Annotated in this window: 17 protein-coding genes and 1 riboswitch; of the genes, 9 read left to right on the forward strand and 8 right to left on the reverse strand. The window is 62.0% G+C overall.

The annotated features are described in order from the left end of the window. The first annotated feature begins 1 nt into the window (after position 1). The 9 genes from GTP45_RS28525 to GTP45_RS05000 all read left to right on the forward strand — a co-directional run bounded on the left by GTP45_RS28525 (position 2) and on the right by GTP45_RS05000 (position 17102). Positions 2 to 5578 carry a two-partner secretion domain-containing protein gene (locus GTP45_RS28525; RefSeq protein ID WP_229258344.1) on the forward strand — a complete coding sequence of 1859 codons (5577 nt, stop codon included), beginning with the start codon at positions 2 to 4 and terminating at the stop codon, positions 5576 to 5578. After that, on the forward strand, positions 5547 to 6410 hold the full coding sequence (locus GTP45_RS04965; RefSeq protein ID WP_161012792.1) for a FecR family protein: 864 nt from the start codon (positions 5547 to 5549) through the stop codon (positions 6408 to 6410). Before GTP45_RS28525 ends, GTP45_RS04965 begins: the two co-directional genes overlap by 32 nt. A 67-nt stretch (positions 6411 to 6477) precedes the next feature. Then, positions 6478 to 8646 (forward strand): heavy metal translocating P-type ATPase, encoded by a 2169-nt coding sequence (locus tag GTP45_RS04970; protein WP_229258345.1) that lies wholly within the window; start codon positions 6478 to 6480, stop codon positions 8644 to 8646. Then, a complete protein-coding gene (gene cueR / locus GTP45_RS04975; protein WP_161012793.1) occupies positions 8643 to 9029 on the forward strand; it encodes a Cu(I)-responsive transcriptional regulator in 387 nt (128 codons plus the stop codon). Before GTP45_RS04970 ends, cueR begins: the two co-directional genes overlap by 4 nt. Before the next feature lie 4 nt (positions 9030 to 9033). After that, a riboswitch (cobalamin riboswitch) is annotated at positions 9034 to 9251 on the forward strand. 137 nt (positions 9252 to 9388) lie between these two features. After that, entirely contained in the window at positions 9389 to 9985 is a 597-nt protein-coding gene (locus tag GTP45_RS04980; RefSeq protein WP_161012794.1) for a MotA/TolQ/ExbB proton channel family protein, read from the forward strand. Between the two features lies 1 nt (position 9986). Continuing rightward, positions 9987 to 10322: a DUF2149 domain-containing protein gene (locus tag GTP45_RS04985; RefSeq protein WP_161012795.1), complete on the forward strand. Its 336-nt coding sequence runs from the start codon at positions 9987 to 9989 to the stop codon at positions 10320 to 10322. Next, positions 10309 to 14328, forward strand: coding sequence for a cobaltochelatase subunit CobN (locus GTP45_RS04990; RefSeq protein WP_161012796.1), 4020 nt, complete (start codon positions 10309 to 10311; stop codon positions 14326 to 14328). The genes GTP45_RS04985 and GTP45_RS04990 overlap by 14 nt, the downstream gene beginning before the upstream one ends. Then, the gene (locus GTP45_RS04995) at positions 14325 to 16370 is read left to right on the forward strand and encodes a TonB-dependent receptor (RefSeq protein WP_161012797.1); all 2046 of its coding nucleotides are present in this window, start codon (positions 14325 to 14327) and stop codon (positions 16368 to 16370) included. The genes GTP45_RS04990 and GTP45_RS04995 overlap by 4 nt, the downstream gene beginning before the upstream one ends. Positions 16371 to 16394: 24 nt before the next feature. Continuing rightward, entirely contained in the window at positions 16395 to 17102 is a 708-nt protein-coding gene (locus GTP45_RS05000) for a glutathione S-transferase (RefSeq protein WP_161012798.1), read from the forward strand. Here GTP45_RS05000 and GTP45_RS05005 read toward each other — a convergent pair whose 3' ends face one another. From GTP45_RS05005 to GTP45_RS05040, 8 genes are all read right to left on the reverse strand, one after another. Then, complete coding sequence (locus tag GTP45_RS05005) at positions 17103 to 17303, reverse strand: heavy-metal-associated domain-containing protein (protein WP_161012799.1); 201 nt, start codon at positions 17301 to 17303, stop codon at positions 17103 to 17105. A 64-nt stretch (positions 17304 to 17367) separates the two neighbouring features. Further along, a complete protein-coding gene (locus GTP45_RS05010) occupies positions 17368 to 17658 on the reverse strand; it encodes a type II toxin-antitoxin system HicB family antitoxin (protein WP_161012800.1) in 291 nt (96 codons plus the stop codon). A gap of 281 nt (positions 17659 to 17939) precedes the next feature. Continuing rightward, the gene (locus tag GTP45_RS05015; RefSeq protein ID WP_161012801.1) at positions 17940 to 19763 is read right to left on the reverse strand and encodes a PhoH family protein; all 1824 of its coding nucleotides are present in this window, start codon (positions 19761 to 19763) and stop codon (positions 17940 to 17942) included. 228 nt (positions 19764 to 19991) lie between these two features. Further along, on the reverse strand, positions 19992 to 20447 hold the full coding sequence (locus tag GTP45_RS05020; RefSeq protein ID WP_161012802.1) for a peroxiredoxin: 456 nt from the start codon (positions 20445 to 20447) through the stop codon (positions 19992 to 19994). A gap of 21 nt (positions 20448 to 20468) precedes the next feature. Next, the gene (locus GTP45_RS05025) at positions 20469 to 21413 is read right to left on the reverse strand and encodes a polysaccharide deacetylase family protein (RefSeq protein ID WP_161013437.1); all 945 of its coding nucleotides are present in this window, start codon (positions 21411 to 21413) and stop codon (positions 20469 to 20471) included. Positions 21414 to 21435: 22 nt separating this feature from the next. After that, positions 21436 to 22476: a bifunctional UDP-4-keto-pentose/UDP-xylose synthase gene (locus GTP45_RS05030; protein ID WP_161012803.1), complete on the reverse strand. Its 1041-nt coding sequence runs from the start codon at positions 22474 to 22476 to the stop codon at positions 21436 to 21438. A gap of 25 nt (positions 22477 to 22501) precedes the next feature. Then, positions 22502 to 23428, reverse strand: a complete 927-nt coding sequence (locus GTP45_RS05035) for a formyltransferase (protein ID WP_161012804.1) — start codon at positions 23426 to 23428, stop codon at positions 22502 to 22504. Next, on the reverse strand, positions 23421 to 24434 hold the full coding sequence (locus tag GTP45_RS05040) for a glycosyltransferase (protein ID WP_161013438.1): 1014 nt from the start codon (positions 24432 to 24434) through the stop codon (positions 23421 to 23423). Before GTP45_RS05040 ends, GTP45_RS05035 begins: the two co-directional genes overlap by 8 nt. Position 24435: the final 1 nt, after the last annotated feature.

Consider the following 24435-nt stretch of genomic DNA (forward strand, 5'->3'; position numbering starts at 1 on the left):
AATGAAACCACAAAACTCATTTAAATTGCGCCGCAAGGTGCTGGCTGTGGTGGTGGCCGCTGCCTTCAGTACTGCCCAAGCCAACCCGGTCGCGCCGACCGTGGTGCACGGCATGGCTACCTTCAATCAGCAAGGCGGCTTGTACTCGATCACCAATACCCCCAACACCATCATCGACTGGCGCAGCTTCTCGATTGCACCGGGCGAGATTACCCGCTTCATCCAGCAAAACAGCGACAGCAAGGTGCTGAACCGCATCACCGGCCAAGACCCGAGCCAGATCCTCGGCTCGCTGCAATCGAACGGCAAGGTGTTCCTGATTAACCCGAACGGCGTGCTGTTCGGTGCTGGTTCGCGTGTCGACGTCAATGGCCTGGTGGCGTCGAGCCTGAATATTTCCAACGCCGATTTCCTGGCTGGCAAGAACAACTTCGACGGCGCCGCCAACGCGGGCAAGGTCAGCAACGCGGGCACCATCACCACGCCGTCCGGCGGCCAGATCTTCCTGGTGGCGCCGGCCGTGGAAAACAGCGGAGTGATCTCGGCGCCGAACGGCGAAGTGCTGCTGGCCGCCGGCCGCAGCGTGCAGCTGTTCGACTCGGCCGATCCGAACGTGCAAGTGGTGGTATCGGCGCCGTCCGACCAGGCGCTCAACCTCGGCAGCATCGTGGCGCAGGGCGGCCGCGTGGGCGTGTACGGCGCGCTGGTCAACCAGCGCGGCAGCATCAACGCCAACAGCGCCGTGCGCGGCCAGAATGGCAAGATCGTGCTCAAGTCCAGCGTCACCACGCTGGTGGAGGCGGGCAGCAGCACCACCGCCACCGGCAGCAATCTCAACACCGGCGGCGACATCCTGCTGCTGGGCGCGCAAGTGGGCGTGACCGGCAACGCGGTAGTGGACGCCAGCGGCGCAGCGGGCGGCGGCAAGGTGCTGGTCGGCGGCGATTATCAAGGCAAGAACCCGGACGTGATGAATGCGCAGGCCGCTTACGTGGCCAAGGAAGCCACCATCAGCGCCGATGCTACCGTCCAGGGCGACGGCGGCACGGTGGTCGTCTGGGCCAAGGATACCAACCGTAGTTACGGCGCGCTGTCGGCGCGCGGCGGCGCGCAGGGCGGCAACGGCGGCCTGGTGGAAACCTCGGCCGATTACCTCGACGTAGCCGGCGCGCGCGTCGACACCCGCGCCGCCAAGGGCAAGACCGGCACCTGGCTGCTCGATCCGTACAATATCGAAATCGTCTCCGGCCGCGGCGGCAGCATCGATAGCGGCGCGCCATTCGGCAGCGCCACCAGCGGCACCACCTCGATAGGCGCCGACCTGATATCCGAGGCGGCCAGCGGCGTGCTGCTGCAAGCCAAGCACGATATTACCTTCAGCAGCCTGATTCAAAACACCGATACCGTCAATCGTCCAAGCCTGACGGCGCAGGCCGGCAATGACATCAAAGTCAACGCGCCGATCTACATGAAGGGGGATATCACGCTCAGCGCCAATGATGCGGCCAGCGGCAGCGCCTCCGGCGTGGGCGGCGTGACGATCGCTAACCTATCCGACAGCAGCGTCCTCCATACAGACGGCCGCAAAGTGACCTTGAAGGGCTCTTACGTCACCGTCAACGGCTGGATCAGTTTGGAAGGCGGCGACCTCGATGCGCGCGCCACCGTGGCCGATGGCTACATCACCATGGGCTCCAACAGCGCGGTCTATGCCAGCAGCGATCTGGGCGGGCTGATTTCCTTCCTGGCCGATAACATCAACCTCAACGGCGCCGAGTCCACCATTGGCGGCGGCGGTGGCGGCTTTGACTCGGTCTCGTTTGGCGGCTTCACCAGCAACCGCCCGATCGTGCTGGGCGCTACCTCCAGCGGCAAGCTGGGCCTCACTACCAGTGGACTCGCTTCGGTTGCCACCGGTACGCTGCAGATCGGCCACAGCAGCGCCGGCAGCATTACCACCGCTGCCGATGTCAGTCTGAGCGGGGTCAGCAATTTGGTGCTGGAAAGCGGCAAGGACATCACGCTGAGCAAGGCAGTGAGTGGCGCCAGCCGTATCGTCGTCAGTGTAGACGGCACCGGCACGCTGGCCACCACCACTGGCGCCAACGTCAGCGCCGGCACGGTTAACCTGATCGGCAACAAGATGGACTTGGCCGGCGGCGTCATCTCGGCCGAGGGCATCACCGTCGATACCTACGGCAGCAGCACCGGCATCAGCCTTGGTAGCGAGGCCAGCGGCAAGCTCAGCCTGACGCAAGCGGAGCTCAATACCCTGCATTCCGGCTATCTGGATATCGGCGCGGCCGAACTCTATACCGGCAACATCACCGTTGGCGGCGCCGTTGACCTGAGCCAGGGCAATACCGCGAGCAGTGCGCTGCTGCTGCAGGGCGGTTCGCTGACCTTCAGCAACACGCTGAAAGCCGCAAATGAGCTGACCCTTCAGGCGCAGACCGGCGCCATTAGCGGCGCCGGTGCGATTAGCTCCAACTACCTGGCGATCGATGGCAAGACGGTAGCGCTGTCCGGCGTGCTGTCGACCAGCGAATTGCAGGCCGTTGGCGATTCCGTGGCGCTGACCGGCAACAACATGGTGGAAAGCATCAGCGGCCATGCCTATGCAGGCAGCTTTGCCTTTACCTCGGCGGCCGGCTATGGCATCACCCTTGGCGGCAATCTCAGCGGCTCCACTGCTGTTATCCTCAAGTCCGGCGGCAGCATTTACCAGAATAGCGACACCAGTCTGAACACACCGCTGCTGACGCTGACCGCAGCCGGTTCGGTGAACCTGACCGAATTCAGCAATCAAATCAATGCGCTCGGCGCCTCCAGCGTCGGCTCGCTGGATTTGAAGAGCATGAATAGCTTGGCGTTGAATAATCCGGTTACCGTCAGCGGCAGCGGCGACAGCAAGCTGTCGATCGCCTCCAATGGCCAGCTGACCGTGGGCGGCGCGCTGAATGCCGGCAGCCAGGCGATTTCGCTGAGCGGCTCTAGCATCAGCGGCAGCGGCGTGCTGACCGGCGGCAGCCTGATGGCCAACGCATCCAACGGTATGAGCCTGACCGGCAGCAACAAGATCACCAAAATCAGCGGCCATGCCAACGAGGGCAACTTTGTCTTCACTGCCGCCGGCAGCCTCGACATCGTCGGCGATCTCTATAGCCTGGGAGGGATGACCCTGACCTCGGGCGGCTACATCAAGCAGTCCGGCAATGCGGTGATCGATACGCCGTCGCTGACCTTGAACGCCAAAGGCGCCGTGGACTTGGGCGGCAGCGTCAACGTCACCAACCACATCGATGCCTTGACCGCCACCAGCGCCGGCTCGCTGCAAGTGAAAAATACCGACGCCATGGTGCTGAATGCGATCACCATTACCGGCACCACCAGCAGCGACAAAGTGGCTGTGACAGCCGGCGGTGGGCTGTCGGTGAACGGCGTGCTGAACGCCAAGGCACAGAACGTGGACTTGCAGGGTTCGAGCGTGACCGGCAGCGGCGCGATTACCGGCGGCAGCCTGTCGGCCTCGGCCAGCAGCGGCGATGTTAGTCTGACCGGCGCCAACAAAGTCAGCTCCGTGGGCGGCTCGGCCTATAGCAGCTTCAGCTTCAATAACACCGGCACCACCGAGCTGGTGCTCAACAGCCTGTCGACCACCGGCAGCCTGACGCTCAGCAGCGGCGGCAATATCCGCCAGACCGGCGCCATGAGCGCCTCGTCGCTGGCCGTCACCACGCCGGGCACGGTGCAAATCGCCGGGGATACCAACGCCATCGGCGCGCTGTCCGCCACCAGTGTCGGTTCGCTGGTGGTCAAGAACGGCACCACATTGAATGTAGGCGCGGTGACGCTGGCCGGCACCCAAAGCACCGGACTGGTGTCCATTTCGGCGCCGACCATCAATGTGACCAACGCCATCGATGCCAAGTCGCAGGCCGTCGAGCTCAGCGCCAACTCGCTGACCTTGGGTGCCGACGTTAACGCTGGTATCGTTAGTATCCATCCGAACAGCAGCGGCTACAGTATGATGATCGGCGGCAGCAGCGGTTGCAGCACCAACTGCCTCGCGGTAGAAAACCTGTGGCATATCGTGGCGCCGACGCTGGGCCTGGGCTCGACCAGCAGCACCTATAACGTCGGCGATATCGTGGTCGATAGCATCATCGGCGGCGGCGGGCAGACGGCGGCCAGCCGCAGCACCACGACCACCCGCATCGGCCTGCTGAACAGCAACGGCAATATCTCCCAGAACGCCATCATCAACGTGCGCGACCTCGGCATCGAAACCAAGGGCACCATCACGCTGAACAACGCCGGCAACGGCGTCACCAACCTTGCCGTGTCGCAGGGCGGCTCTGGCGATATGACCTTCGCCAACACCGGTCCGTTGAATATTGCCACTTTGCAGGGCGGCACCAACAACGCCAACCAGCTGTACAACATCGCCGGCGTAACCAGCAATGGCGACGTCACGCTGGACATCGTCAGCGGCGGCCTGAACAAGGGCAGCGGCTCGGTGCCGGGCGGTATCCTGACGGCCGATGCCTTGACCATCAACACTTCCGGCGGCGTGGGCGCGACCAAGCAGCTGGAGACCAAGCTTAATGAGCTGACCGTGACCAACACGGCCGGCAGCGGCAGCAGTGCCGCCATCAATATTAAGAACACCAACCGGACTACCGGCAGCAGCTCGCTGCTGGTCGTGCACGACGTCAAGCAGGTCGATGCCGGCGGTGGTAATAGTGGTTCTATCACCATCGACAACTACGGCGGCATGAAGATTGCCGGCACGGTGGAAACCACCACCGGCGGCATTACGCTGCAAACTCACAGCCCGTTGATCATCAACGGTTCGGTGCTGTCCGATAGCGGCGATATCACGCTGGCGGCGGGTACTGGCTATGGCGCCGATAACAAGATCACCATCGGCAGCGGCGCTATCGTCGCCTCGCCGGGCGGTGATGTACAAGTGACCTCCAGTTTCTACGATAACCAGGGCGGCACGGTGAGCGATGCGCAGGGGCCAGTGCAGCCAACGCTGATTTCGCCGACGCCAACGCCAACGCCGACTCCTACCCCGACGCCAACGCCGACTCCTACGCCAACCGAGCCGACCCCAACGCCGACACCGACTGAGCCGACCCCGACGCCAACGCCGACGGAGCCTACCCCGACGCCAACGCCTACCCCGACGCCAACGCCGACTCCTACTCCAACGCCGACGCCGACGCCGACGCCGACTCCTACCCCGACGCCAACGGCCGACATCTGCACCATCGCGCCGAATTCGGCGCTGTGCCAAGTGTTGTCGCCGCCAACCGCGTCCGAGCCGACCAAGCCGGTGCAAAGCGCGTCCAACGAGGTGATTAAAACGTTGAACTACACCACGCTGAATGAAGATGAATACAAGAACGGCACCAAGTCCAGCAGCGGCGGCTCCAGCTCGGGCGGCAGCAAGACTTCGTCCACACCTGACGACAGCAAGTCTGACAAGACGGCCGACAAGAGCGACGGCGCATCCACTGACAAGACCGGAACTAAAAATGATGCAACTAAAAAACTCTACTGCAATTAAGGCGCTGCTGTTCCTGTTGCTGTGCTGGACGGCCGGCGCAAGCTGGGCGGCGCAGGTGGCCGGCACCGTGGTGCAACTGAGCGGCCCGCTGTTGGCCAAGAAGGCCGACGGCGCGGTGCGCATTCTCTCCATGAAGTCCGAGGTGGAGAGCGGCGACACGCTGGTGACCGAGAAGAACACCTACGCCATGGTGAAATTCATCGACAACAGCGAGATCACGCTCAAGCCATCGACCACGTTTAAAGTGGAGAACTTCAGCTACGATGCCGGCAAGCCGGATGGCGACAATGCTTCGTTCAATCTGGTCAAGGGCGGGTTGCGCTCGGTGACCGGGCTGCTGGGCAAGCGCAACAAAGAAAAGTTCGCGATGAAGACGCCTAGCGCGACCATCGGTATTCGCGGCACCACCTTCATTGCGGAGTGGGTTGAGCCGACAGCGGAAGAGGCGGCGCGCGCGGTAGCGCAAGCGGCCGCTGCACGACAGGCATGGCTGATGGCCAGCACGGCGGCCGTTGGCGATAGCTATCCGGTGCAGCCGCTGATGCTGGTGCAGGGGCCGATCGTGCCGCCGCAGAGCCCCAGCGGGTTGAGCCCGGGCCTGTACGTGCAGGTGATCGATGGTTTGATTCAGTTGAGCAACCGCGGCGGCACGCTGCAGTTCAGCGCCGGGCAGTTCGGCTTTACGCCTAGCTTTACCCAGCCGCCGGTCATCGTACCGCAGAATCCCGGCTTGAAGTTCACGCCGCCGCCGGCCTTCAGTTCGTCTAGCGGCCCGCAGAGCAACAACAACAGCAGCTCCAAGTCGAATAGCGTGGATTGCGAAGTCCGCTAAAAAAACCTTGACCTTCCAACCGTGGGATACTTGATGCTGTAAGTGATAAAACAGCATTGGGTGTCCCATGAATCAGCAAGCGATCAAAATTGAGGGCATGAGCTGCGCTTCCTGCGTCGGCAGGGTAGAGCGCGTGTTGGCGGCCGTGCCGGGCGTCGACAAGGTGAGTGTCAATCTGGCAACCGAGATGGCGCGGGTAGAATCCGCCACGCCCGTCGATTTCGCCGTGCTGGCGCAAGCCATCGACAAAGCGGGCTACCAAGCTTCGTTGCCGATCCCAGAGCGGCAGGCGGTTGCTGTTGCACCTTCCCTCATTCCGGCTGGTGGACTCGCTGTTGTGCTGGCTGCGCTGTTCTCCTTACCGTTGCTGCTCCCCATGCTGCTTGAATTCGCCGGCATTCACTGGATGCTGGACGGCCGCGTGCAATGGCTGCTGGCCACGCCGGTGCAATTCTGGCTGGGCGCGCGCTTCTATCGCGCTGGCTGGCTAGCCGTTCGCGCGCGCAGCGGCAATATGGACTTGCTGGTGGCGCTCGGCACCAGCGCCGCCTACGGTCTAAGCATCTACCAGCTGCTGGCCAGCCACGCCATGCCGCATCTGTACTTCGAAGCCTCGGCCGTCGTCATCACGCTGGTCTTGCTCGGGAAATGGCTGGAAGCACGCGCCAAGCGCCAAACCGCCGCCGCCATCCGCGCGCTGCAAACACTGCGTCCCGAATCCGCCCGCGTGCGTCGCGGCGATCAGGACATCGATGTCGCCATCAATGACGTGCGCGTGGACGACATCATCGTCAGCCGTCCCGGCGAACGTATCGCCGCCGACGGCGTCATCACCGAAGGCGCCAGCCACGTCGATGAAGCGCTGATCACCGGCGAAAGCCTGCCGGTCGCCCGCCACGCCGGCGAGCGCGTCACCGGCGGCGCAATCAACGGCGAAGGGCTGCTGCTGGTGCGCGTGACGGCGGTCGGCGCGGAAAGCACGCTCGCGCGCATCATTCGATTGGTGGAGGACGCGCAGGCAGCCAAAGCGCCGGTGCAGCATCTGGTGGATCGCGTCAGCGCAGTGTTTGTGCCAGTGGTGCTGGTGCTGGCGCTGCTGACCTTTGCCGGCTGGTGGCTGATCGGCGGCGATGCCGAGCAGGCCATCATCAACGCCGTAGCGGTGCTGGTGATTGCATGTCCGTGCGCGTTGGGATTGGCGACACCGGCTGCCATCATGGCCGGCACCGGCGTCGCCGCGCGCTACGGCATCTTGATCAAAGACGCGGAGGCGCTGGAACTGGCGCACCGCATAACCACCGTGGCTTTCGACAAAACCGGCACCCTGACCGAAGGCCAGCCATCGCTGACTGAAATAGCCGCAGCACCGGGCACCGATGAAGCGCAGCTGTTGCAACTAGCGGCAGCCGTCCAGCGCGGCAGCGAACACCCACTAGCCCGCGCCGTCCAACAAGCCGCTGGCGCCACGACGTTGCTCGCCGCCGACATCACCGCGCTGCCGGGACGCGGCGTGGCGGCGACGGTGGAGGGCGCCCGGCTGGTATTGGGCAGCACGCGCCTGATGCAGGAACAGGGCATCTCCCTGCAAGCGCTGTCCTCCCGCGCTGAAGCGCTGGAGCAGGCTGGCCATACCATCTCCTGGCTGGCCGACACTAGCACGCACCAACTCCTTGGCCTGCTCGCCTTCGGCGACCGCATCAAACCGCAAGCCCGCGCCGCCATCGAAGCACTGCACGCGCTGAACATCCACACCGTCCTGCTCACCGGCGACAACCAAGGCAGCGCCAACGCCGTCGGCCAACAACTGGGCGTGCAGCGCATCGTCGCCAACATGCTGCCGGCCGATAAAGCCAGCACCGTCGCAGCGCTCAAACAAAGCGGCCAAACCACCGCCATGGTCGGCGACGGCATCAACGACGCTCCGGCGCTAGCTGCTGCCGATGTCGGCATCGCCATGTCCAGCGGCACCGACGTCGCCATGCACGCCGCCGGCATCACCCTGATGCGCGGCGACCCGGCGCTGGTGGCGGCAGCCATCAGCATCTCGCGCCGCAGCCACAACAAAATCCGCCAGAACCTGTTCTGGGCCTTCATCTACAACCTGATCGGCATCCCGCTGGCGATTGCCGGCCTGCTCAATCCCATGGTGGCCGGCGCCGCGATGGCACTCAGCTCGGTGAGCGTGATTAGCAATGCACTGCTGCTGCGCCGCTGGAAACCGGAGAACCAAGCATGAACATCGGCCAAGCTGCGAGTGCCACCGGCGTCTCCGCCAAAATGATCCGCTACTACGAGAGCATCGCCTTGATCCCAGCCGGCAAACGCACCGACGCCGGCTACCGGATCTACGGCGAGAACGACTTGCACACGCTGCGCTTCGTCAAGCGCGCGCGCCAGCTGGGCTTTTCGCTCGACCAAATCCGCGACCTGCTGTCGCTGTGGCAGAACAAGGAACGCGCCAGTGCCGACGTCAAAACCATCGCCCTAGGCCACGTGGCACAACTCAACCAGCGCATCGCCGAACTCACCGAAATGCGCGACACCCTGCAAACACTGGCTAGCTGCTGCCACGGCGATCATCGCCCGGACTGCCCAATTCTCCAAAGCCTCGCCGACTAACGTATAATCCCGTCACGTTTTGGTGCCCGCGCGTCTGTCCAGATGCGCAGTTAAACGGGAAACAGGAGCCGTCACCGGCCAACCTGTGCTGCCCCCGCAACGGTAAACAAGCGTCGTCCACGCGACGACAATCCGCTTCGCTATGCCACTGTGCCTCGTGCATGGGAAGGTCAGGCGGATTTGCTTGCGAGCCCGGATACCGGCCAAACAGGTGGAAGCGCCGCAAGCGCTTCTGTTCAATCCACTCACGGGGAGGTGAGTGGTTTGCATCTGTAGTCAACTCAATCTATGCATTTATTCAGCGCGACACGGCTGTGCCGTCCGTGCGTCGTTGCGCGCTGCTTTTTCGGGATCCGTCCATGTTAAACCTGCCCACCGACGCAGCTATCCACTCTATCGAGACGCTGCTTTACTCCATCTCCAATGTGCTCTACCTGCCGGTATTGCTCGGCATCGCTGCGCTGGTGCTGCACATGCTGGTGTGCTTCGGCACCTTCGCCGCTGAATGGCTGGAACGCCGACGCGGCGTGCGCATCTTGGTCGCTACCGCCAAGCAGGAAATGGCTGCCACGCTGACCGCGCAGGAAGGCGAGCCCGGATTGGACGCTCGCCTTGAGCGCGTGGTGCAGCGCGCCGACACTAGCGGCGTGCGCCGCCTAGACGGCGTGCGCTTTGTGGTGCGCGTCGGCCCGGCACTCGGTTTGATGGGCACCCTGATCCCGATGGGCATCTCGCTGGCCGGTCTGGCGCAAGGGAATCTGCCGAAGATGGCCGAATCGATGACCACCGCATTCACCGCAACCGTAGTCGGCTTGGCGTGCAGCGTTAGCGCCTACGTATTGACGCTGGTTCGCGAGCATTGGCTGCGCAGCGATTTGACCGAGATCGCATTTGCCGCTGAAGCGTTGCTGGCGTCGCACGGCGCCAAGCCGCACCTGGTGCGCGCGGAGGCTTGAGATGCGCTACTTGAATAAGCATCGCTACTCGCGCCTGGGCGAGCATGGCGAGGATCCCTTGTCGGGCGTGGCCAATCTGTTCGACGCCAGCATCGTTTTCATCGTGGCGATGATGCTCGCGCTGTTCTCGGCTTGGAACATGATGGATCTGCTGGATCCGAATTCCGAAGTGACCATCGCTAAAAAATCCGCCGACGGCCGTGTGGAAGTGCTGACCAAGAAGGGCGCGGAAATCAAGGTGAGCAAGGTTAGCGACAAGCCGCTGTCCGGCTCCGGCAAGCGCTTGGGCACTGCGTATCAGCTGCCGGATGGGAAGGTGGTCTATGTACCGGAATAAGCTTTGGGCCTTGGCCCTGTTGGTGGTGTCGCTGCTGTCCTTGTGCATCGGCGGCTACGTGCACTCGGCGCAGGCGCCGCGAACGCTGGCACTGATGCTGGGCGATGTGGAATCGCGTCCGGCCGTGCTGGCGGTGCGCGGTTTGCAGGATGAGTTGAAGGCGCTGAATGTCGCCATCCGCATCATCCCGGTTAATGGTTTGACGCCGGCTGACCGCAGCGCATTGGCTGCCGCCGATGTCGCGGTTATCAACGTCAAAGGCCGTCAGGCCATGGTGGGCTTGACCACCGAACTGCAAGCGCTGCAAAAGGCGCGCAAGCCGGTGTTCGCGGTTGGCGCGATTGACGACAACTTGCGCGAGTTGGGCGTACGCGATGATAAGACGATACAGGCTTATCACGCCGAGGGCGGCGTCGAGAATATCGGCAATCTGCTGCGCTACATTTTGCGCAACAGCTTCGGTTCCGCAGTTAGCGTGGCGCGGGTGCATGCGATGCCGGAGGCGGGCTTGTATGACGTGCAGGCCAACCGCACCGTGAATAGCTACGACGATTATGTGCGCGGCTATGCGCATCACAAACCGGGCGCGCCGTGGATTGCAGTGCCGTTCTATCGCGCTAGTCTGGTGGCGGGACAAACGCTGCCGCTGGCCGCTATCGTTGCACGGCTTGAGGCCAGTGGCTACAACGTGGTGCCAGTGTTTGGCTATCCCTACGATGTGCCGCTAAAGCATCTGCTGGATGAAAACGGCAAGAGTCGCGTTGACCTGATTGTGGCGCTAGGCATGAAGGTGGGCGGCACCGCCAGCGTAGGCGCGATCCTCGACCAGATCGGCGTGCCGGCAATTAACGCCATTACCTTGAGCCAGCAGACTTACGCGCAATGGCAGGACTCCAGGATTGGCCTGGATATCATTGAGCGCACCTGGCAACTGGCCGGCGCTGAAGCGGCAGGCCTGATTCAGCCGACCGTGGTGGCCAGCCGTGAACGCATCAGCGATGCGCAGACCGGCCTCGCGTACGTGGAAGAGACGCCGATTGCAGAGCGCATCGAGCGCTTGAATGAACGCGTGGCCGCATGGCTGGCGCTGCGCAAGCAAGCCAATGGCGATAAGCGTGTCGCCATGATCTACTTTAACTATCCGCACGGCTCCGAGACCATCGGCGCGGCCTACCTGAACGTGCTGCCGGAAAGCCTGTGGCAAATTGTCCAGCGCTTGAAGCATGATGGTTATCGTACCGGCGATGCCTTGCCGGCTTCTGAAAACGAGCTGCAAGGCGAGATTCAGAAGTGGGGTAATTATCCCGGCAAGTCCAAGGGCGATTACATGGCGGGCTTGAAGCACTTGGCGGAAAGCGGCCAAGCCTTGCTGGTGCCGCTGTCCGATTACCAGCAGTGGTTCGCCAAATTATCGCAGCCGCTGCGTGCATCGATTGAACAATCGTGGGGCAAGCCAGAGAAGGCGCCGGTCTTGTGGCGCAATGCGAAAGGCGAGGCGTTCTTCGTCTATCCTGCGCGCCGCTTCGGCAATGTGCTGATGGCGCCGCAGCCGGGCCGCGCGTGGGAGCAGAATCTGGAGAAGCTGCACAATGAAGTCAGCATGCCGCCATCGCACGAGTACATCGCGTTTTACCTGTGGCTGCAAAAGGACTTCCAGGCCAACGCTGTGATGCACATCGGTACGCACGGCACGCAGGAATGGCTGACCGGTAAAGAGGCCGGCCTGTCCGATAGCGATCCGACCGAGGCACTGATCGGCGCCATGCCCAATATCTACCCCTACGTGATGGATGACGTGGGCGAGGGCATTCAAGCCAAGCGCCGTGGCATGGCGACCATTATCGACCACATGACGCCACCGTTTGACGTGGCGGGCTTGAATCCCGACCTGCGCGAATTGGGCGCGCTGCTCAACGACTATCGCGTGGCCGAGCAGAAAAGCCCATTGCTGGCGGCTAGCCACCTGAAGGCCATCAATCGTCTTGCAGCCAAGAGCGGCGTATTGAAGGATATGAAGAAGGCCGAGCTGAAATCGGAGGCCGACATGGAAGGTCTCGAAGAATACCTCGATGACACCGGCAACAAGCTGACGCCATTCGGCTTGCACACCTTCGGTGTAGCGCCGGCGGCCGAGCAGCGCAACGCCACCGCGCGTGCCGTGGTCAGTCTCGATAACACGTCCACGCCAGAGCAGAAGACCAAGCGTATCGCGCAGCTGGAAGCGGACATCGAGCAGAGCGCGCAACTGGAATTGGATCGCTTGATGCAGGCGCTGTCGGGCCGCTACATTCCGACCGGCGCCAGCGCGGACCTGGTGCGCAATCCGAATGCGCTGCCGACTGGCCGCAACTTCTTCGGTCTCGATCCATCGCGGATTCCAAGCAAGACCACTTACGAAGCCGGTGCGAAATTGGCGCAGCAATTGGTAGACGATTACCGCAAGCGCCATGGCGCCTACCCGGAAAAGCTCAGCATGAATTTGTGGGGCGTCGAGACCTCCCGCCACGAGGGCGTGATGGAAGCGCAGGCGATGTCGCTGATGGGCGTGCGTCCAACGTGGGATGAGCGAGGCCGCGTCACCGGCGTGGAAGCCTTGAGCCGCAAGCAACTGGGCCGCCCGCGCGTAGACGTGACGCTGGTGTCGTCTGGCTTGTTCCGCGACCTGTTCCCGAACTTGCTCACGCTGATGGATCAAGCCGCACAACTGGCGCAGCAGCAGAGCGACGAAGGCGGCAACGTGATGGCGGTGCATAGCCGCAAGGTGGCCGCTGCATTGACTGCGCGCGGCGTCTCGACTGAAGAGGCGCAGCGCATGGCGTCGGTACGCATCTTTGGCGTGCCGAGTGGCGCATACGGTACACAGATCGAAAAGCTGATCCCGCTCACCAACGCTTGGCAGAACGAAAAGGAAGTGGCGGATGTCTTCATCAATCGCATGAGCCATCCTTTCGGCGCGGGCTACTGGGGCGATGACAAGGCCAATCCTGAACAGCGCCGCGAGTTGTTCAAGCAGGCGCTGTCCGGCAGCCAGATCGCGCTGCACAGCCGTTCCAGCAATCTGTTTGCGACGCTGGACAACGATGACTTCTTCCAGTACCTCGGCGGCACCGCAATGGCGATCCGCAGCGTGGACGGCAAGACGCCGGAGGTGATGGTCAGCGACCTTGCCAACCCGCGCCGCGCGACGCACAAGACGCTGGAGCAGTACATGGGGCAGGAGATGCAGTCGCGCTACCTGAATCCGCGCTGGGCCGACACCATGCTGAAAGAAGGCTACTCCGGTGCACGCTACATCAACCGCGTGGTCGATTACCTGTGGGCGTGGCAGGTCACGGTGCCGGAAGTCGTTGACAACGGCAAGTGGCAGCGCATGTACGACACCTATGTCGAAGACCGCCATGGTTTGAAGGTGCGCGAGCGTTTTGCCAGTGCCGGCAACCTGCGCGCCTTCCAGGCGGTGACCGACCGCATGCTGAGCGCCATCGAGCGCGGTTACTGGAAGCCGAGTGAGGCAGTACGCACCAAGCTGACGCAGATGAACGCGCAGGCCATCAAGGATGCTGGCGTGTCGTGCAGCGCCGATTCGTGCAGCAAAGCGACCTTGAAGGCGGCGCCCCAGTTCAATGCGGACTTCGTGCCGAACGTAGGCTCGAACGCTGCCATCGTGCGTGGCGTCCATGCGGCTGCGCGTCCCGGCGGCGCCGCACCGTCGCCACAAGCGGCGATGCAGAACGCGGCCGCCGAGCTGCAAGCGCTGCAAGCCAAGGCCGAGACGCAAACGCCGCCGCCAGCGCCCGCCAAGACCAAGCCGGCACCGCAGCCAATGGCCAAGCCGGAAGCGGCTGACGCGAAGGTGAACGGCTTTGAAATGCAAACCCTGAGCAATCTCACGCCGGTACAGAAAACCGTCGGCACGCTGGCATTGCTGGCATTGGCCGCCGCGCTGGTCGGCATCGGCTACATCAGCCGCCGTAACAAACTTCGTAAGTTGAAAGGCTTTGTATGATCAGTAAGTCCATCGTTGCGCTGGCGGCCGCATTGCCGCTGGCTGCGTTTGCCGATCCGGCCGATACCACCGATAGCACGGTGGAGGTACGCGGCCACTACGACAACGGCGTCGGTACGTCCGGCGCTGCCAGTCAAGGTGCGGTTACTGCGGAGCTGATCGCCAATCGTCCAGCTCTGCGCGCGGGCGAATTGCTGGAGTTTGTGCCGGGCGTGATCGTCACGCAGCACAGCGGCGATGGCAAGGCCAATCAATACTTCCTGCGCGGCTTCAACCTCGATCACGGCACCGACTTTGCGACTTTCGTTGACGGCATTCCGGTCAATATGCGCACGCACGCGCACGGCCAGGGCTACACGGATTTGAACTTCCTGATTCCCGAACTGGTAGATCGCATCAACTACAAGAAAGGCCCGTACTACGCAGATGAAGGCGACTTCGCATCGGCCGGTGCGGCGCATATGACGCTGGCGAACAAGCTGAAAGAAAACACTGCCAGCGTCACTGTCGGCCAGAACCAGTACATCCGTTCTGTGCTCACTGGTTCGACGCCGCTGGGCGCGGGCAGCTTGGTATATGGCGTGGAGCTGGGCCACAACAATGGCCCATGGGTGGAGCCGGAAGCTTTTCACAAGAGCCTCGGCGTGCTGCGTTATTCGCAGGGCGCGAGCGATGACCAGTTCAGCGTCACCGGCATGTTCTACAAGGGCGCGTGGCACGCGAGTAATCAAATCCCGCTGCGCGCGGTGCAGGGCGGCGAGCTTGATCCGTATGGCGCGCTCGATGCGAGCGATGGCGGTGCGACGTCGCGTTACAGCGTGTCGGCATCGATGCGCAAGCGTACCAGCGATTCGCTATTGCAGGCCAACGCCTATCTGGTGCAATCGAGCCTGACGCTGTTTAACGACTTCACCTACTTCCTTGATGATCCGGTCAATGGCGATCAAGCGCGCCAGACCGAGAAGCGCCGCATGGGCGGCTTCGATGTGGCGCAGACGTGGTTTAGCCACTGGGGCGGGCTCGATGTCAGCAACAAGGTTGGCGTGCAGGGGCGTTACGATTATCTGTCGCCGCTGGCTTTGCACGCCACGCGCAACCAGCAGGTGCTACGCACCATCAGCGAGTCCAAGGTAAAAGAGGGCAGCGTTGGTGCATATCTGGAAAATACCGTGCAGTGGCGCGAGTGGCTGCGCACCACGGCTGGACTGCGCTACGACCGCTATCGCTTTGACGTGAACAGCAATATCGCGGAGAACTCGGGCAAGGTGAGTGCCGGTACGACCTCGCCGAAATTCTCGGTGGTGTTGGGGCCATGGGCCAAGACCGAGTTCTTCGTCAACTACGGCGAGGGCTTCCATAGCAATGATGCGCGCGGCACCACCGTGCATTTGACGCCGAAAGAGCTTGAGCCGATAGCTCCGGTCACGCCGCTGGTGAAAACGCGCGGCGCGGAGATTGGTGCGCGTACTGAGTTCCTGGCTGGCCTCCAAAGCTCCGTGGCCTTGTGGAAGCTGCGTTCGGATTCCGAGCTGGTTTTCTCGGGGGATGCCGGTGATACCTCGCCGAGCCGTGGCAGCTACCGTTCCGGCATCGAGTGGAACAATCACTACATCGCCAATTCGTGGCTGCTGTTTGACCTGGACTTGGCGTACTCGCGTGGTCACTACACCGAGCATGACGAGGCGGGCGATCACATTCCGGGGGCGATTGGCAAAGTGGCGTCGTTCGGCGCGACGGTGATGGATCTCGGCCCGTGGTCGGGCGCATTCCAGATGCGCTACTTTGGCCCGCGTCCGCTGATCGAAGATAACAGCAAGCGTTCTGCCACCACGGCGATTGCGTACGCGCGCGTTGGCTACAAATTCAATCGCCGCTGGTCGGCGCAGCTGGATGCCTTCAATCTGTTCGACCGCAAGGTGAGCGACGTGGATTACTACTACGCCTCACGCCTGCCGGGCGAACCAGCGGAAGGCGTGGACGACATCCACTACCATCCAGCTGAGCGCCGCTCGTTCCGCTTGACGGTGAAGGCGACGTTCTAACGGCATCGGTGCTACCATGGCCGCATGACGGTACCCTACCAACTCCTGTACTGGCCCGGCCTGCAAGGCCGCGGCGAATTTGTCCGGCTGGCGCTGGAGGAGACGGGCGTGCCTTACGTGGACGTGGCGCGGCAGAAGGGCGGCATGCCGAAGCTGATGGCGAGTCTCGATGGCGACCAGTTTGAGCATCCATCGTTTGCGCCGCCGGTGCTGCTGGCGGGCGAACTGCTGATCGGGCAGACGGCGAATATCCTGATGTACCTGGGCGCGAAGCACAAGCTGGCGCCGCGTTCGGAAGCGGGGCGCTTGTGGGCCAACCAGCTACAATTGACGGTCGCGGACATCGTCAACGAAGCGCATGACGTGCACCACCCGATCTCCACCAATTTGTACTACGAAGATCAGAAGAAGGAAGCCAAGGCGCGCGCCAAGGACTTCCGCGAGCAGCGCATTCCGAAGTATCTGAATTATTTTGAAGGCGTGGTGCGCGGCGGTTATGCGGTCGGTTCGCGCCTGTCGTACGTGGACCTATCGCTATTCCAATTGATCGAAGGCTTGCGCTACGCCTTTCCGAAAACGATGGCGCGGCTGGAACCATCGTATCCCAATCTAATCGCCCTACACGACAAGGTAGCGGCCCGTCCCAACATCGCCACCTACCTGCAATCCAAACGCCGCATCCCGTTCAACGAAACCGGCATCTTCCGCCACTACCCGGAGCTGGACAAATAATCAGGCCGCGCTGGTGACTGGGTAGCCGGCGTCGGCGATGGCGGATTTCAATGGGGCCAGCGGCGTGGCGCTGTCGATCTTGACTGACTTGGTCGCCAGATCAATTTCCACCTTGGCAGCCGCATCCACCGCCTGCACAGCCTTGGTCACTGCGCCTACGCAGTGGCCGCAGCTCATGTTTTCTACCTGAAGCTGATACATCCTGTACTCCTAAAACAGTTTCGATGAGTACACTTTAATCCTTCCAGCGGTGGGAAGGTCAAGCTTAATCTTCTGGTGGGTCGTCGAGGCGGGCGAGGTCCAGACTGACCAGGGCCCAGATGCCGTCGGCGTAGTCGGGTTCCTGGGACAGGGTTTCCACCTCGGAGGCTCGGATTTCGAATGGTTTGCCTTGCTCTAGCAGCTGGCCGACATGGCCGTAGATGGCTTTTGTGGCGTTGCTCATGGCCTTGTCCACGGTTTCGGCCGTCGCGACGCAGCCGGGAATGTCAGGCACCGTGACGCCGTACTTTTTCTGGGCGCCGACCGTCTTCTGAATCAGGATAGGGATGTCCATGATGTCTTACCTCAGCTAGCGCGAAAGACGGGCAAAATCAATGACTTGGGTGTTTAGTGTTATACAGGTCGCCGCCGGTTTCAAGCACTTTCTTGGGTGCCTTGAACGTCAATTTGCGTGATTGCTATCGAGTGTTGCCACCGGAAATCATCCCGCGCTATGAGGAGGACGTTGCACGCCGCTGCACGCGCCTGTTGCCATCAACCGACAGCCACAAAAAATCAGCCCCGCCGGCATCGCTGCGGGCGGGGCTGAAGAAACGAGCTAAACGGTTTAGCTCGTTATAGGACTTCGCTGGCGTGGTCAGCCAGGCGCGAGCGTTCGCCGCGCGCCAGGGTGACGTGGCCGCTATGCGACCAGCCCTTGAAGCGGTCGACCACGTAGGTCAGGCCGCTCGAACCCTCGGTCAGGTACGGCGTGTCGATCTGCGCGATATTACCCAGGCAAATGATTTTGGTGCCAGGGCCGGCGCGCGTCACCAGGGTCTTGACCTGCTTCGGCGTCAAGTTCTGCGCCTCGTCGATGATCAGGAATTTGTTGACGAAGGTACGGCCACGCATGAAGTTCAGGGACTTGATCTTGATGCGCGAACGGATCAGGTCTTGCGTGGCCGCGCGGCCCCACTCGCCGCCATCCGAATCGGACTTGTTGAGCACTTCCAGGTTGTCGTCAAACGCGCCCATCCACGGCGACATTTTCTCTTCCTCGGTACCCGGCAGGAAACCGATGTCTTCACCGACCGGCACCGTCACGCGGGTGACGATGATTTCGTTGTAGAGCTTGGTTTCCAGCACTTGCGCCAGGCCGGCCGCCAGTGCCAGCAGGGTCTTGCCGGTACCGGCTTGACCGAGCAGGGTGACGAAGTCGCACTCTGGATTCATCAGCAGGTTGAGGGCAAAGTTCTGCTCGCGGTTACGTGCCGTCACGCCCCACACATTGTTCTTGTTGTGGCTGAAGTCGCGCAGGGTTTGCAGCACGGCGGTCTTGCCATTGATCTGCTTGACCTGGCCATAGAACGGCGCTTCGCCATTCTTCGGTTCCAGGAACACGAACTGGTTGACCAGCATCGACGGCACGAACGGGCCGGTCACGCGGTAGAACGTTGCGCTCTGGCCGTTTTTATTTTCCTGCCACGATTCCAGATCCTTGCCGTGCTTGTTCCAGAAATCGTCCGGCAGCTGGACGATGCCCGAGTACAGCAGGTCGGTATCTTCCAGCACGTGGTCGTTGAAGTAGTCTTCAGCCGGCAGGCCCAGCGCGCGCGCCTTGATGCGCATATTGATGTCTTTCGACACCAGTACGATGGCGCGGCCTTCCTGCTCCGCTTCCAGCGAACGCACCACCGACAAAATCTGGTTGTCGGCCTTGCCCGACGGCAGGCCCACCGGCAGTTCCGCCGTTTGCAAGCGGGTCTGGAAGTACAGGCGGCCCTTGGCGTCCTTGTTGCCCAGCTTGGACAGCGGGATGCCGTTCTCGATGGCGTCGTCGTCGGTGTTGGAAACCAGCGCGTCCAGCGTGCGCGAGACCTGGCGGGCATTGCGCGCCACCTCGGTCATGCCTTTCTTGTGGTTGTCCAATTCTTCCAGCGTCATCATCGGCAGGTAGACGTCGTGTTCTTCAAAGCGGAACAGCGACGATGGATCGTGCATCAGCACGTTGGTATCGAGCACGAACATCTTGGTAGCGCCGGTCTGGTCGGCGTGGCGGCTGGTGGACGATTTGATCGCCACTTCGTTCGGCTTGTGCTTGGCCGGATGCGGCGCTTCGGCCGTAATCGGCGTCACCTTGCCGCGTGGCGAGGACTTGCCCTTGGCTTCGACGGTGTCGGCGGCAGCCTTCAGCACGGCCGGTGCAGCTTTCAATACGGCGGCCACGGCTTTGCCCTTGGCGCTCGGCTTCGCAGCCTCGCTCTTGGCTGCGGCTGGTTTCTTTGCTACAGGTGATGGGACGGCTTTAACGGTTGCCGCTTTCTTCGGCGCTGGTGCAGGCTCGGGGGCGATATCGGCGACTGCCGCGAGGGCAGGCGTCACGCGGCCGGTGGCCTTGGGGTAATCTTTTGCCAACAGTATAGTCGCTGGCTTACTTGGTATTTTTGGCAGTGGCATCAGGATCTCAATTGGAAAAATAAAGGAGGAATCCGCCATGGGGCGCGCGGCCGCATGGGGTGGATGCTTTAGGGGAAAACAGGTGAAAGACTGCCGATGGGCATAGTTTCAGCCCGGTGAGTACCGCAAGGTGGCCGGCTGGCCACCGAGGAGGGTAAAAGGTACAGTGATGACTCAAAATGTGCTTAAGTTCCTGCTAGTTGAGCAAACCGGAACTGCAACGCACCGTTAAGCCTGACGCGCTACAAATTCCAGCACTTCGTCGACGTGACCCGCTACCTTCACGCCTCTCCATTCTTTCACCAATTGACCATTAGCGTCAATCACAAACGTACTGCGCTCGACCCCACGGACAGTCTTACCGTACATTTGCTTCATCTTCATGACGCCGAACTGCTGGCAGACCGCTTCTTCGGGGTCGGAAATCAGTTCGAACGGCAGGCCAAGCTTGGTTTTGAAACCTTCGTGCGAGCGCAGCGAGTCGCGGCTGATGCCGTAGATTTCAGCACCGGCAGCGGCAAACTGCTCGTGCAGGTCGCGGAAAGCGATGTTCTCGGTGGTGCAGCCGGGCGTGTTGTCCTTCGGGTAGAAGAACAGCACGGTGTAACGCGCCGGACGGCCGGACAGCTGGAAGGTTTGGCCGCTGGTCATCGGCGCGGAAAAATCGGTTACTACGTCAGCCACAGGCGTCTCCTGAAGGGTTTGTTAGGCTCGGGCCGGGCCTTGGGTAATCAAGGCGCCCGAACGTCCCGGCAGCTCGCCCCAGGTGATGGGGCAAACCGGCATCGGCAGGTCTCGTATCTTCTGATAGTAGTCAGCCATGGACGCCAGTTGGTATCCCTGTGCTTGCCATCCTGCCAATAGCTGCTCGAATATGGGGGCAAGTTTCTGCCCTTCAAGCTCAGCGTGCAAAGTATAAACGTGGTCGCGCGTTGCGCCTTCCGTTAGTTTCAGCAGGAAGGCGGCGATGTTGTGGGGGCCGATGGTGACGCCGTCGATCTCGCAGCCGAGGATTTCGTCCAGCGTCGGCAGGGTGGTCGGCATCTGGATGTGCTTGAGCACCGTGTCGCCATCGGACAAGCGGTGCGGGCCGTCGGCCGGATTGGCCAGCGCGCCGTTCTCCTTGAGCACGCAGCGGCCGTCGGAGGCATAGCCGTAACCGGCGGTGTCGTGCTCGGCAAACGCGCCGTTATTCATCTGCCAGCCGGCCGCGCCGTGGGTGCGCGGCGCCACGCCGAACACTTGCGTGAAGCGGGCGGCGGCCTTGCGCATCATGGCCTTGGCCCATGCGGCGTCGCGCTTGGCGACATTGTCCTGCCACAGCACGTGATCCCAGGTGTGGATGCCGCATTCAAAGCCGGCGTCCTGCACCGCGCGCATTTCGGCGGCGCATTCCTTGCCGATGTCCGGGCCGGGCAGCAGCACGCCGTACATCAGGGTCTTGAAGCCGTAATGCTCCACCACCGAGGTGCGCGACACCTTGCTGAAGAAGCCGGGACGCAGCGCGCGGCGCATGGCCCAGCCGGTGTGGTCTTTGCCGAGCGAGAACAGGAAGGTCGCACCGGCCTGATGCGCCTTCAGCATGCGCACGAGGTTGGGTACGCCTTCACGGGTGCCGCGGTAGGTGTCGACGTCGATCTTCAACACCATCAGTGGTTTAGTACTCAATGCTTTAGTCCACCAGTTTCTGTGCTTCAGCCACTTGGCTGCGGTAGGCGTCGAAGATTTTCTTCAGGGCGTCGGCCATGGTGGTGGTCGGTTTCCAGTTCAGTTCTTCGCAGGTGTTGGTGATCTTCGGCACGCGGTTCTGCACGTCCTGGTAGCCCGAACCGTAGTAGGCGCCGGACGTGGTCTCAACGATTTTGACCTTGGCCGCGCCTTCGGCGTACTCCGGGTACTTGGGCGCCAGTTCCAGCATCATATTGGCCAGTTCGCGGATCGAGTAGTTGTTGACCGGGTTGCCGATGTTGTAGATCTTGCCGGTGGCGGCACCGTTCTTGTTCTCGATGATTTTCATCAGCGCGTCGATGCCGTCGTCGATGTCGGTGAAGGCGCGCTTCTGGTGGCCGCCGTCCACCAGCGAGATGTTTTCGCCACGGACGATGTGGCCGAAGAACTGCGTCACCACGCGCGACGAACCTTCTTTCGGGGTGTGGATCGAATCGAGGCCGGCGCCGATCCAGTTGAATGGACGGAACAGCGTAAAGTTCAAGCCTTCCATGCCGTAGCCCCAGATCACGCGATCCATCAGCTGCTTGGCGTTGGAGTAGATCCAGCGCGGCTTGTTGATCGGGCCGCAGATCAGTTCCGAGTTCTCGGGATCGAACTCTTCGTCATGGCACATGCCATACACTTCCGAGGTCGACGGGAATACCAGATGCTTGCCGTACTTGGCGGCCGAGCGGACGATAGGCAGGTTGGCTTCGAAGTCCAGCTCGAACACGCGCAGTGGCGCTTTGACGTAAGTCGAAGGGGTCGCGATGGCGACCAAAGGCAGGATCACGTCGCACTTCTTGACGTGGTATTCCACCCATTCCTTGTTGATGGTGATGTCGCCTTCAAAGAAGTGCATGCGCGGATGCGTGAGCAGATCGGAGATGCGATCAGTACTCATGTCCATGCCATAGACGTGCCAATCCGTGGTCTCCAGGATGCGCTTGGACAGATGGTGGCCGATAAAACCATTGACGCCGAGAATGAGTACTTTTTTCATGTTTTGGTTCCCAATATCTATATTTTTATGCCGCCAGGCGGGCTTGTAATTGTTCTGCGGTGATCGGTTCACCATCTGCCGTCAGCGAGGAAATCGTCAGCATGCGGCCATCGCCGCAGACACCAAAGATACAATTATCAACGACGGTCAATCCCAGTGGCAAACCGAGGGAAACGACGTTGCCGAAGTTGCCGTTCAGGCGTGCCCGCTGAATGACATAGCGTACACCGTTGATGTCGGTAAAGGCGCCCGGATAAGGAGGGGCGACGGCCCTGTGCAAGTTGTAGACCTGCTGCGCCGGCAGGTTCCAGTCGATGCGGCCGTCTTCCGGCTTGCGGCCGCTGAAATAGCCGCCTTTCGTCAAGTCGTTGCGCAGGCGCGGCGCGCTGCCGTCCAGCAGCGACGGCAGCACGCGCCATAGCGCTTGCTCGGCCGCCACCTGCACCTTGCCGAATACTTCGTGCGCGGTGTCGTCCGGCAGGATCGGCACCTCCATTTGCGAGACGATGTCGCCGGCGTCCGGCTTGACGGTCATCTCATGCAAAGTCGCCCCAGTGACGGTAGCGCCGTGCAGCACCGCCCAGTTGACCGGCGCGCGGCCGCGGTATTCCGGCAGCAGCGAACCGTGCATATTGAAAGCCGGCGCCACCGCCAGCAGTTCGGCCGGCAGCATGTGGCGGTAGTAAAAGCTGAACATCAAGTCCGGCTTGGCCGCTTGTACTTGCGCCAGCAACTCCGGCGACCTGGCGTCGGCCGGCGTGATATAAGGGATACCCTCAGCCTCGCAGAGCGAGATCACCGATTCGAACCAGATATTTTCGCTGGCGCTGTCTTCGTGCGTGACGACCAGTGCCACGTCGACGCCGCCGGCCAGCAAGACCTTGAGGCAGCGTACGCCAACGTTGTGGTAGCCAAAGACGACAGCGCGCTTGGGCGTGTCAAAGTCACTCATGTGGACGGCCCACCGTACGTTTTTCCACGCCGGGCTGTGCGCTATCTGCGGACTCGCCTTGCTTCTGCTGCAAAATGGTTTGCACCACGTAGCGCGGACGCGCGCGCACTTGCTGGAAAATGCGGCCGACATACTCGCCCAGCAAGCCAATGCCGAACAAGATGATGCCCATGAAGAAGAAGGAAATCGCGAACAGCGTGAACACGCCTTCCGCTTCCGCGCCGAGGAACAGGCGGCGCACCAGCAGCACCACCACCAGCAGGGCCGACACCAGCGACATCAGCATGCCCATCATGGAGTAGAACTGCAACGGGATCAGCGAGAAGCCGGTCACCAGGTCAAAGTTCAGGCGGATCAGGCTGTACAGCGAGTACTTCGATTCGCCGGCCGCGCGTTCCTCGTGTTCCACCACGATCTCGGTCGGGTTGCGGGCGAAGCGGTAGGCCAGCGCCGGCACGAAGGTATTCACTTCGGCGCACTGGTTCATCAGGTCGACGATGTTACGGCCGTAGGCGCGCAGCATATTGCCCTGGTCGGTGATCTTGATGTTGGTGATGCGCTCGCGCAGGCGGTTCATGGCCTTGGACGCGTAGGTACGCCACGCCGAGTCCTGGCGCTTGCGGCGGATCGAGCCGACGTAGTCGTAGCCTTCGCGCATCTTGGCGACCAGGTTGGCGATTTCTTCGGGCGGATTTTGCAGGTCGGCGTCGAGCGTGACCATGATCTCGCCGCGCGCCGCCTCAAAGCCGGCCAGGATCGCCATGTGCTGGCCGTAGTTACCGTTGAACAGCACCACGCGCGTGACGTCCGGGCGGGCGCGGAATTGTTCGGCCAGGATCGATACCGAGTTGTCGCGGCTGCCGTCGTTGACGAACACGATCTCGTAACTCGTGCCCAACTTGTCGAGCGCCGGGTACAGGCGCGCGAACAGGGCGGCCAGGCCGGCCTGCTCGTTGTAGATCGGGATGACGACCGAGATTTCCGGCTTGGTGTGCGCAGTCAGCATG

This window comes from Duganella rivi (genome assembly GCF_009857435.1).
Taxonomy (GTDB): Bacteria; Pseudomonadota; Gammaproteobacteria; order Burkholderiales; family Burkholderiaceae_D; genus Rugamonas; species Rugamonas rivi.